Below are 8,539 nucleotides of genomic sequence, written 5' to 3' on the forward strand. Positions count from 1 at the left end.
AGTGAGTTCTATTCACCAGTATTGATGGCCAGAAAAACTAAGGCGATTTGTACACCAAAGCGAGATAACGATTAAGGGCGAAATATGGCAATTCCGATTAAGCCTATCCATGCCTGAGGGATGAAACACTAACCCGTTATTGCACCGGCCTTTTATTAGGCTTCAAAAAAATGATGGGTTGTGGCCGCGCCATCATCTCCATTGTCCGATACAGCTCCATATGCTGGTTACGAAACTGCTGTGCATCAGGATCGGACGACGGTTGCAAGGCCGAGGATGAAGTACAACCTGCCATATACAAATCAAACAGTAAGAAGAACAGTAACTTACACATAACCAGAACTCATTGGCATGGCACAGTCAGACAAGAAAATCTCAGGGTTTAGCCGGAAACGGCGTGGAGGGACTTAGGTGAAAGTAGGCCAGTTACACTAGTTAAGTTTAACTCACTATCTCTATGAATGGGGCGAAAGCATGCCCTCTATTGACCGTCCGTGAACACCACTAATGAAAGTGTCACTCGAATGCTCGATCTGCTGCTCATCGAGGATCAGCGGCAATTGCAGGTAATCAACTACAGAACTTCGTAGCCAGTGAACAGGCACTTGCACGAATTGGGATAATGTTCATAATTAGAATACTGTTTATTTGTACAGCCTCTTTTTCATAGCAAGTTGCAGGACGTTCAAGAAAGAAATGACATGTAGCAGCCAAACGGAAAAAAGGTAAGCATCATGTGCGGACGGTTCAGTGTCTTAGGCGACATGCTGAGCAAGATGGTCAGCGAAGAGGTAGGAATTAGCTTTGAAGCCGAGGAGAACAACGACCTGCGGCCAACCCAGACCGTAGCGACCATCATCAGCGACGGCAGTACCCTGCGCCAACAGAATACCCAATGGGGTATCCAACCTGAGTGGGCTAAACGACTGATCATCAACGCCCAGGCCGAAACCGCCGCAGAGAAGAAAACCTTTCGCCAAGCGATGCAGACCCACCGTTGTCTGGTGCCCTGTAGCGGTTGGTACGAATGGCGGGATGAAGGTGGCCAACGCAAACAAAAATACCTGTTTTCCCATGCCACCAACAAACCACTGTATATGGCCGGGATCTGGTTTCCGTCAGAAACACCGCATATGGTCACCCTGACCACGGAACCTAACGCCATCTACCTCCCCTATCACAACAGGATGCCAGTGCTTATTCCAGCCGATACTATTAAGCTCTGGCTCGAAGGTGAACTAACCGCCCTGGCTCCTTTGATGATGCCTAACGACACTACGCCCATTGCGGTCACCGTGGCGGAATAATGACTCTCTAACAAAGTGCTCTAACCACATAATCAATCATCACGATCTTTAGCTCATCCATCTGCGATAAATCACGTTTTTATAATGCATTTAAGTTAACCAATGGAACGAATGAACGTAGCCGTTGCTACACTCATTCCCCCGGATACTCGGCATTATTAAGTCATCGGTGTTACTACGTCTTCACTCACACTATGATAAAGATCTAACGCCTTTTGCCACACATCAGTCAGCAAATCTTCCGAACAGAGTTGAAGCAGATGAGGCAATAACGCGTCTGCAAATTCTGCACTGGCTTCTTTAGGTAATAAAGTTGGCAGATGATCGATTGCCTGAACATAGACCGGATGCTCGTCGCTGTATTTTGCTTGAACAAACGGTTTGTCCATATAAGTGATCGCATCATAAACTGGGATCGGATTATTAGCGCTATTGGGATCGCAGCTGACATCACTAATAATGCGCAGCTTCTGATTCTGGCTCAGTAGTGACTGATCAATCATAGGCGGAATATCGCCTTTTAAGTAGACACAGTTGATAAAAACATCTTGGTCTAAAATTGCCGTGATCGGCTTTGGTGATTGCTCATATTCTTCTTTGTCCCACAGTGTCATTTTCTCGATGCCAACAGCTGTAAGCAAATCCGTTGCGCCAGTACCACAACGACCCAGCGATCCCATGACCATTACGTTAAGTTTGTTCAGTTCACTACCCAAGTGCTGCTTAATGGTATTCACAAAACTGACTTGATCGGCAAAAGGAGTCACAGCCGGAAACGGCGTTTGTTGTTGCTGAGAATGTGCAAAGCCTAGCAAGCCAAGCCCTGCCCCAACAAATCCTGCCCAGTAACCGAATGCAGCTACACGGCGATTATCGGCATCGGTTAAAAACTCAATATCAAAAATCTTCCCACCACCGGATTTAAAACGAGATAAGACCTGCGGTGCCTCATCTTGCCCTTTAAACGAATGGGCAAAGTAGATGTGATTATGAGCGATAGGCGTTTCATTTACAGGTAACTCTTTTAAGCCGAGCACCAGTGTATCTTGTGGCATTTGCGACCAACAGGTGGTGGTAATTTCTGCCCCAACAGCACGATAGGCCTGATCGGTAAATATACGGGTTGTTGATGATTCAATAATGACCTTTACACCCGCATCAATAAGTGTTTTTGCGCCATTCGGCGTTAATGGTGATCGGTGTTCACCTTTTTTCTGTTCGTCTCTAAGGTAGATTGTTTTCATGAATAAGTGTCTTTTCCTGAAATTCTGGATGAAGGAAATAGAAAATACTCATAGCACTGGTCATGATATAAACCGTGGGATTTGAATATCGCCATTGTTACCCGTAATTACAACTAGTGTATGGAAGTTATAAAACACCATAAAATGGGTATTTGCAATTCACTTACATGGCTTATGAGAGTCCAGAGTTTCTTTCACAGACTTCCAGCCCTGAGATTAGAAAAAACAGGGCAAATATTAAGAGAGTAATGTTCTAGAAACTGGCAATGAGTACCCTTTTTCACTCAAACCTTTCAGCCTGTTTTTTTTACCGCACTTTTTGTGTGAACTGTAGCAAACTTACTACCGAATTGTGCATGATTTTGCATACATAAGGCGCTAGAATAACTAACAAGATACGATGTTTAGCTGAAAGCGGCATTTTACTATGCAAAATCAGCTATTTAACATAATACGTATTTTGCGAACTTGGTTACGCGTTATAGGTTTAGTGTTTATACATTAAAACGTGATGATATATTTTTTAGTTGATGGGTGTTTTTAGAATGAAAAGAAGATTGTTCAAGATAAGCATTTTAGCGGGTGTTATTTTAACTGCTGGTTGCCAGACAACAGGAAACACCGCCGACAGTTTATACAATCAATATAGAGGAAAACCGAATAATAAAGCTTATGCTATCGGGACAAACAATGTTGCAGGTGCTGCGTGGGGAGCGAAATCAACGACTGAAGCTATAAAACTAGCTAAAAAAACCTGTGATAATTCTGGAGGCATAAATTGTAATGTTACCGAAGTTAATGGTAGTGCACTAACTAATGAATCAATCGGTCAAACAGTTAATAATTTCAATATAGTTTCACAGGGAATTACTTACAAACCGAATTTAAAGGTTGCATCGACAGGCTTTTTTATTAACAAAAGCTATATCTTAACAACCAGTGACGTTGTTGAATCTTGCTCAAAAATCAACTACGAACGCAGTGGTCGCTTATTAGAAACAACAGTTGTTCGTGTAGATAGAACCAATAACATTGCAGTATTGAAATCATTAGAACCAAATATTAACTCTGCAACAATAAGTTCTAATAAACAAACTAAGCAAGGTGAGCGAACCTACACATATGGTTATGACTTATCGAATAGGGAAAATTCAAAAACACCAACATATCAAGGTAAAATCACAGATGGAATTATTAGTTCAGCATCAGGTAAATATAATGATGTTAGGTTTATGACCACAACTAATGAAGTGAACTCAGGCAATGTTGGCGGTCCGGTAATGGCTGAAAATGGTGATGTTATTGGTATAATTACAAATATAGGCAAAGAATCAATAAAATCATCTATGTTTAGTATTTTCTTAAATGAACTCAATATAAAGTATCAAGTAACTAAAAATAAGGCTTCTGTTTCTCCTGCTAAAATAGCGGAGAAAAGTCATGATTTTTCTGTACCACTAGTCTGTTTAAATGAAGCTTAATTTTTAGTGTTTAATTCACCCCGTCTAGTAATACGGGGTGAAAGTAATATGAGATTTCTGCAATGGTTTATCATGACCACACATTAAACAAATACTACAGGACAATTTGTCATTTATCCTTTTTTGCCAACATCTTTCGCAACGAATCAGCTTTACGCTTAACGCCAATCTTAGGGTTGATTGTTAGTGCTTCATCAAATGCCTCTAAAGCCCTCTCTTTGTTGTCTAACAATTCGTGAGCCAGCCCTTGTACTTTAAGCGCTATGCCTTTCCAGTATTTGTTTTCGTCTGCTCCAAGAGAACGAGCTCTTAGGATTGCTTCAAGAGCCAATTTAACGCGTTCTCTACTCGGCTCCGGTTCTTTAAGGATTTCTTCAGCCGTCAGAAGAACTGTATCAAACCTATCGCAGCATAGTTGTGCAGCATCATATTTTTCAGCATCCACAAAAGCTCCTTCTTTGTCGTAACGGAATGATCCGATTTCGTCGATGACTACTGTAAAATAGGGTGTGTCTTCAATGAAGTCGTAACTGTCTGCCCAATCAGTTGTTGGATTTATGGAGAACAGCTCAGTGTTTTTTTCAACATCAAAAGCAGACAACAGGTTCCCGTCTTCGCTTTCGGGGTTATTGGCGGTTTGACAAATAGCATAGCGTCCGCCATCTGATATACTGCTGTTAAAAATATTCGCTTCGAATTTTCTTTTTATAAGTTCATCGCCATTCGCCGCGAAAACGTAAAACGTTCCTGATAAGTCATTTCCAAAATGCCAATCTTCAATAGAAAAAATACCATTATTGGCGATATAACCAGAGTTCGGGCGTTCTAATTTTCCCTGTAATACAATCTTTTCTTGTTTTGCATTGTATAACACATAACGTCCGAATCCACTTTCTCGATACCCACCTGTCTGCTGTTGAGGATCGCTGTCACTCCAGCATATAACCCATTCGCCAGAATCAGATTTTTGGTACTGACCAAAGAAATTGATTGATGATATTTCAATAAAATCATCGTGATATGAGATTTTTTCACTTGGCTTAGAAGTTGAGTGTTTTTGATTCGTTTGCGTTGTTTTGTCTTGATTCTTACCGAATAAATCATTGAGTAATACCATGGGCTCTCCTTGCACTTTGATTACCAAGCTACACATCAATCCGCCAAGATTGAGAACTGCGCAACTCTCTGTTTGTATGAGTATAAAACAAACTTTAGTAATACGCTTAAAGAAACAACTTGCATATAAGTGGTTAGGATGTGAGATTACTAAACATAAGGTAAACCTTTAGCTCCTAACATCAGAATTTTGCCATATCTATCACGCAATGGAGACGTTATCGAGCACGCTTTTCCTTAAAGCCTGCACAAAGGTTCATTCGTATTTGATCTATAAAATATTGCGCAACGCTCGTTATTGGGAGTTTGCCAGACTATGTCGTATTTCGTTAACTTAGGCTGTTAGGTTGAGTATGAATCAGTACATATGATGAGAATCACTTCACAAAGTTCTGATTCATTTTTGGTGGCCAACTTCCTGCCCTATACAGTGAGATTAGTTCGTGGTTAAAGAGGGTCTCCAATGGTTAGGATTCAGAGGTGTCCAGTTTGTGGTTCATGCGAATACCTTCAATCGCGTTCTCTTGGGATTAGGGTTTGACTGTGTGGTGTAGTAATATTTGAGGCAGTAAGCAGAGCGGAAGTTTTACTATTTTTTTCTTTGAGAGATTAGTCTTGCCACTTTGATACTGGTTCGCCTTTTCTCTTCATCTATCGTGATTAGAATGGCAGGCTGAAAATTGCATCTTTACTCACACTCTAAATATTCTATGTAGTCTTAGTTTGAAACTAACTTCCAACGGCCAAACTTGACTTCTCAGAATTGCTAGGCTTTACTCAATTAAAGACCGCAGCAATTTCTTGGAATTAATTATTCCAAATAGAAATTGTGGCGGTTTTTTTGTTTTTATAGGGTAAGGAAGAAATCTTCAATACCGTCAGTGATTTTTCAAACTTGGAGAAGTGATCAAATGACTATAACACCACTAGAAATTAATGGTTACAGCTCTCTTTCTATCTTTCAAGAGCTCCTTAGCCAACAACCACAGCTTCTAAAAAACGCACCAAAAGAGCCAGGTATATATCTGCTTTATAGCCACGATGGTTCTCCCTCATATGTTGGGGCATCTACAAATATTTATGGCCGGATAATGAATCATGTGAGTGGTGATGGAAGACAAGGAGGGAACTCACATAAATTCACTCAATTGTATAAAACTGGATTAATGTGGTTTGATCGTTTATGTATTGATAAAGAAATCTTAGGTAAACATCAAACTCAAGAGCATGTTGAAGCCGTTAAGAAATTACGTAAATATGCAGTTCGTCAAGATTGCAGGTGCGCTTTCTTTGTTATCAAACCAGTGCCAGATATAAGTCTTAATGAACATTATAAGACTGTACTTAAGCCACTTGAAGAGAATATTATTGATTGTATCGACAAGCAAGGCTGTATTGGCCCGAGTAAGCTATTGTGGAACAACAGTCAGTGTCTTACATCTGAGTTCACTGATATTGAAGGCTGGCAACAAACTAAAGTCGAACAAGCGATACTTGAAGGTGTGATTAATGAAGAGGAAAAAGTTCTAATTTTAGAGCAACTTGAGCTCTATCAGAAAGTAATAGCGGCAACATAATTCGCTTTATATTTTCATACAGCTAAACAAATTCACGTTCTTCTGTATAGATTATTGTCAGGATCAAAAGAGCAGATTCCTGCTCTTTTTTCTTACCTGGTGATTAACCTTGCTACTTTGATGATAGTGCTGAGGTTTTTTCTGTCGTTCTCGGCTCCTATCTCTATCAAGGCATTGCCCGTAATGATTCGTTCTGGTGTTAACGACCATCTATTTGGAGTTACAAGCCTTCCTTTTTTTATACTCCATCCTCTCCATTCATCACTTAATGGGTCAAGTTCAAGGCCGGAATACATCCGCATTAACCGTTTGCACTCTGGCGGTATTGGTTTTCCTTTATCCCACAGCGTGACAGTTCTCACACTCTTAAAACAAAGTTTAGCGGTATCTTCTATGCTTAATCCGCATCTAAAAAATCGGAAAATATAGTTTTCTGTTAGTTCATCTCTATTTCGCATCAAACCCTTCTTATCGCAAAGAAAGGATTCTAATTGATTGTTTTATATTTACTTTTTGTTTTTAACATAAGCCAGCATAATGCGYACTGAGCTATAAATATATGTCTGTTATAGCTACCCCGTATAGTAATACGGGGTGAAAGGTTTTTGTGTGCGTCATGCTCTACAGTCTACAGTCTACAGCGTGGTCATGAACTCACGAAATGTACCATGGGATAGATTCCACCAATTCTTACAGCCTACACCCTTCCGGACTATCAACGTGTGTGCTCTCTATTTTGAGTGCACCATGTTTTACAATACGGTCATGAACTCACGAAAAGTGTTACATCTCTGATTTCCGTCAATTTATGTGTATGTTTTTCTAGACGTTCATGTCGCCTAAAGGTGCATTCCGCTGCATAATATCGGCACTTGGTATACAAGGAAGTGTCTCTTGAAACGTCAGAATGGTTTTACTTTAATCGAATTGGTAGTTGTTATCGTTCTTATGGGGATCATTGCGATTACTGCTGCTCCTCGATTTCTTAATGTGCAAGATGATGCTAAAGATTCAACATATTTAAGCCTAAAGGGATCATTTCAGTCCGCTGTAACTCTATTTCATAGTAAATGGCTAATCGATGGCGAACTAGATCCTAATGTTTCTGAAGGCCGTGAAGGTGATTGGGGCTACACTATTTATAATCTTCATTTCAATAAATATGGTTACCCCCGAGTTATCGGTTCGCAAGAAGAATGTGACGATATTTTAGAAAATTTATTGCCTGATTCTAGTTTGACAAAGGATGATGACTATACACCAGTGATTACAGGTGATGGTTTGGATGGCAATATGTGCACATATAATTTTACTGATGCTCCATATAACCTTACTTACTCTGAGACGAATGGTGAAGTTACTCTAGTTAAACGCAATATTTAACTGTATTTGAAGAAATTTTTTTGGGTACTCCATGCTCTACAGCGCGGTCATGAACTCCCTAAATGTATCACGGGGGTAGATTCCACTAATACATGCAGCGTTCGTGCTGACTCTCAACATACTGGATAGGTTCAGGTGCAAGCCTATCTTAAAAGTTGTGCTTTTTGTTCGAACTGCCCTCGCCTGTTTGAACAATGTCATATGCATTGTGAACAGTAACAAACTTACAGTACATTTATGTATAATCCTTTAGACATAAGGGCGTAGAATGTCCGACTATGTACGATAAAAGGCTGAAATGTGCGTTTTCCTATGCTAATTCAGCTATTTAACGTAATTGGTATAATGTACACCGTAAATGTAAATTGATTTCAAGATTTCGGGTGAGATATACAAAATCACTTCGTTGAATACAATGTTAGGTATTAGTG

At 40.0% G+C, this 8,539-nt stretch carries 8 protein-coding genes; 4 read left to right on the plus strand and 4 right to left on the minus strand.

Features of this window, described 5'->3' with window-relative positions:
* Positions 1 to 136: 136 nt before the first annotated feature.
* Entirely contained in the window at positions 137 to 334 is a 198-nt protein-coding gene (locus tag L4D76_RS24000; RefSeq protein ID WP_428443384.1) for a hypothetical protein, read from the minus strand.
* Positions 335 to 734: 400 nt separating this feature from the next.
* Here L4D76_RS24000 and L4D76_RS24005 point away from each other — a divergent pair, with 400 nt between their 5' ends.
* Positions 735 to 1,307, plus strand: coding sequence for an SOS response-associated peptidase (locus L4D76_RS24005; RefSeq protein ID WP_428443385.1), 573 nt, complete (start codon positions 735 to 737; stop codon positions 1,305 to 1,307).
* A 158-nt stretch (positions 1,308 to 1,465) separates the two neighbouring features.
* Here L4D76_RS24005 and L4D76_RS24010 read toward each other — a convergent pair whose 3' ends face one another.
* On the minus strand, positions 1,466 to 2,551 hold the full coding sequence (locus tag L4D76_RS24010) for a saccharopine dehydrogenase (RefSeq protein WP_428443386.1): 1,086 nt from the start codon (positions 2,549 to 2,551) through the stop codon (positions 1,466 to 1,468).
* A 545-nt stretch (positions 2,552 to 3,096) separates the two neighbouring features.
* On the opposite strand from L4D76_RS24010, the gene L4D76_RS24015 reads away from it, so the two are divergent.
* Positions 3,097 to 4,032, plus strand: coding sequence for a S1 family peptidase (locus tag L4D76_RS24015; RefSeq protein WP_428443387.1), 936 nt, complete (start codon positions 3,097 to 3,099; stop codon positions 4,030 to 4,032).
* Positions 4,033 to 4,141: 109 nt separating this feature from the next.
* Here L4D76_RS24015 and L4D76_RS24020 read toward each other — a convergent pair whose 3' ends face one another.
* Positions 4,142 to 5,149 (minus strand): hypothetical protein, encoded by a 1,008-nt coding sequence (locus tag L4D76_RS24020; RefSeq protein WP_428443388.1) that lies wholly within the window; start codon positions 5,147 to 5,149, stop codon positions 4,142 to 4,144.
* Between the two features lie 910 nt (positions 5,150 to 6,059).
* Here L4D76_RS24020 and L4D76_RS24025 point away from each other — a divergent pair.
* Positions 6,060 to 6,725, plus strand: a complete 666-nt coding sequence (locus L4D76_RS24025; protein ID WP_428443389.1) for a GIY-YIG nuclease family protein — start codon at positions 6,060 to 6,062, stop codon at positions 6,723 to 6,725.
* Positions 6,726 to 6,817: 92 nt separating this feature from the next.
* Here L4D76_RS24025 and L4D76_RS24030 read toward each other — a convergent pair whose 3' ends face one another.
* Complete coding sequence (locus L4D76_RS24030) at positions 6,818 to 7,183, minus strand: DUF3653 domain-containing protein (RefSeq protein ID WP_428443390.1); 366 nt, start codon at positions 7,181 to 7,183, stop codon at positions 6,818 to 6,820.
* Positions 7,184 to 7,619: 436 nt separating this feature from the next.
* Between L4D76_RS24030 and L4D76_RS24035 the strand changes: the two genes are divergently transcribed.
* On the plus strand, positions 7,620 to 8,108 hold the full coding sequence (locus L4D76_RS24035; protein WP_428443391.1) for a type II secretion system protein: 489 nt from the start codon (positions 7,620 to 7,622) through the stop codon (positions 8,106 to 8,108).
* The last annotated feature ends 431 nt before the right edge of the window (positions 8,109 to 8,539 follow it).

Source organism: Photobacterium sagamiensis, from assembly GCF_050337085.1.
Classification (GTDB): domain Bacteria; phylum Pseudomonadota; class Gammaproteobacteria; order Enterobacterales; family Vibrionaceae; genus Photobacterium; species Photobacterium sagamiensis.

Excerpts from the sequence above, each read along its gene's own strand:
- L4D76_RS24015 (WP_428443387.1), top strand. The coding sequence starts at position 3,097 with ATGAAAAGAAGATTGTTCAAGATAAGCATTTTAGCGGGTGTTATTTTA.
- L4D76_RS24005 (WP_428443385.1), top strand. The coding sequence starts at position 735 with ATGTGCGGACGGTTCAGTGTCTTAGGCGACATGCTGAGCAAGATGGTC.
- L4D76_RS24000 (WP_428443384.1), bottom strand. The coding sequence starts at position 334 with ATGTGTAAGTTACTGTTCTTCTTACTGTTTGATTTGTATATGGCAGGT.
- L4D76_RS24030 (WP_428443390.1), bottom strand. The coding sequence starts at position 7,183 with ATGCGAAATAGAGATGAACTAACAGAAAACTATATTTTCCGATTTTTT.
- L4D76_RS24020 (WP_428443388.1), bottom strand. The coding sequence starts at position 5,149 with ATGGTATTACTCAATGATTTATTCGGTAAGAATCAAGACAAAACAACG.
- L4D76_RS24010 (WP_428443386.1), bottom strand. The coding sequence starts at position 2,551 with ATGAAAACAATCTACCTTAGAGACGAACAGAAAAAAGGTGAACACCGA.
- L4D76_RS24025 (WP_428443389.1), top strand. The coding sequence starts at position 6,060 with ATGACTATAACACCACTAGAAATTAATGGTTACAGCTCTCTTTCTATC.